The organism is Planococcus sp. RAB007_Raresut, assembly GCF_057369535.1.
In genome coordinates, this window is sequence record NZ_JBXYIF010000023.1 from 1 (window position 1) to 1294 (window position 1294).

Annotated in this window: 1 protein-coding gene; it reads left to right on the forward strand. The window is 44.4% G+C overall.

Features of this window, described 5'->3' with window-relative positions; genetic code table 11:
- Window positions 1-86 precede the first annotated feature (86 nt).
- Window positions 87-1252, forward strand: a protein-coding gene (locus AC2Q9J_RS17545) for an IS3 family transposase (protein WP_499041948.1) whose coding sequence is annotated in 2 segments (ribosomal slippage) — window positions 87-363 and window positions 363-1252 — 1167 coding nt in all. Because the reading frame shifts where the segments join, the coding sequence is not laid out codon by codon here.
- Window positions 1253-1294 lie beyond the last annotated feature (42 nt).

Sequence of the window (1294 nt, forward strand, 5' to 3'; positions counted from 1 at the left end):
TAGACTGACATAATTAAATGGGACAATATAAAACACCTTCGAGATGGTACACTTTACACAAGTACTGAAATCGGAGGTGTTTTTGCATGGGCAAAAACGTATATTCAAGCGAAACGAAATGGGCTGTGGTCAAAGACAAGATGAGTGGCCAGTTAACCAATAAGGAAATCATGGAGAAGTATGGCATCAAAAATGAATCCCAAATTAAGACGTGGATGAAATGGTATCGAAATAACGAAATTCACCGCTTTGACCAACCGATCGGCAAGCAATATACCTTTGGGCATGGACCGGAATTTGCCAGCGAACTGGAGAAGAAAGATCGCCAGAATGCGCATTTGAAAATGGAGAATGACATCTTAAAAAAGTATTTGGAGATCAAAAAGGAGTTGGAAAAGGAGTAGTTCTTCAGTTGGTCGAAACTTACCGCCAGAAGTATACCGTCACGGCGATTCTTTCTGCATTAGGCGTGGCACGCTCCACTTATTACCGGTGGCTGGCCGACGGCCTTACTAGTGAGTTGACGCAAGTGGAGAAAGATATTATCGCCCTGTGCAAGAAAACGAAATACCGTTTTGGTCATCGAAAAATCAAGAAATTACTCAAGAACGAGTACAAGACCACCAAGCACCGGAATACCGTTCAGCGCATCATGCAAAAGCACAACCTGCAATGCCGGGTGAAGAAGAAACGGAAATGGAAATCGCAAGGCGAATCAGTGATTGTGGCACCCAACTTGTTGGAACGAAACTTTACGGCCACGGCTCCGAACAAGAAATGGGTAACGGATATCACGTATATCCAGTATGGGAGCTCGACCCTCTATCTTTCGACAATCATGGACCTGTACAACAACGAAATCGTTGCATACAAACTCTATGATCATCAGCAGACACCACTCGTCATCGACACCTTGAATGAGGCGCTGGAACTGCGGGGCTATCCCGAAGGGATCATTATCCATTCCGATCAAGGCAGTGTTTATACGTCGTATGCCTATCAGGATTTAATCAAGGAGAAGCATGGGGTAAGCAGCATGTCACGGCGTGGCAACTGTTGGGACAACGCGGTGATTGAATCGTTCCACTCGAATATCAAGTCGGAGGAATTTCCATACACCAAATTCAATTCCCTGAATAATCTTCAAGTCGCAGAGAAAGTAAAGGAATACATCCGGTACTATAACGAGGATCGGATTCTAGAAAAATTAGGCTACCTGGCACCCAAAGAATTTGGGGCGCAAGCAGCCTAATGAAGGTGTTTTATATGTGTCTCATATCGCTATGTCAGTCTA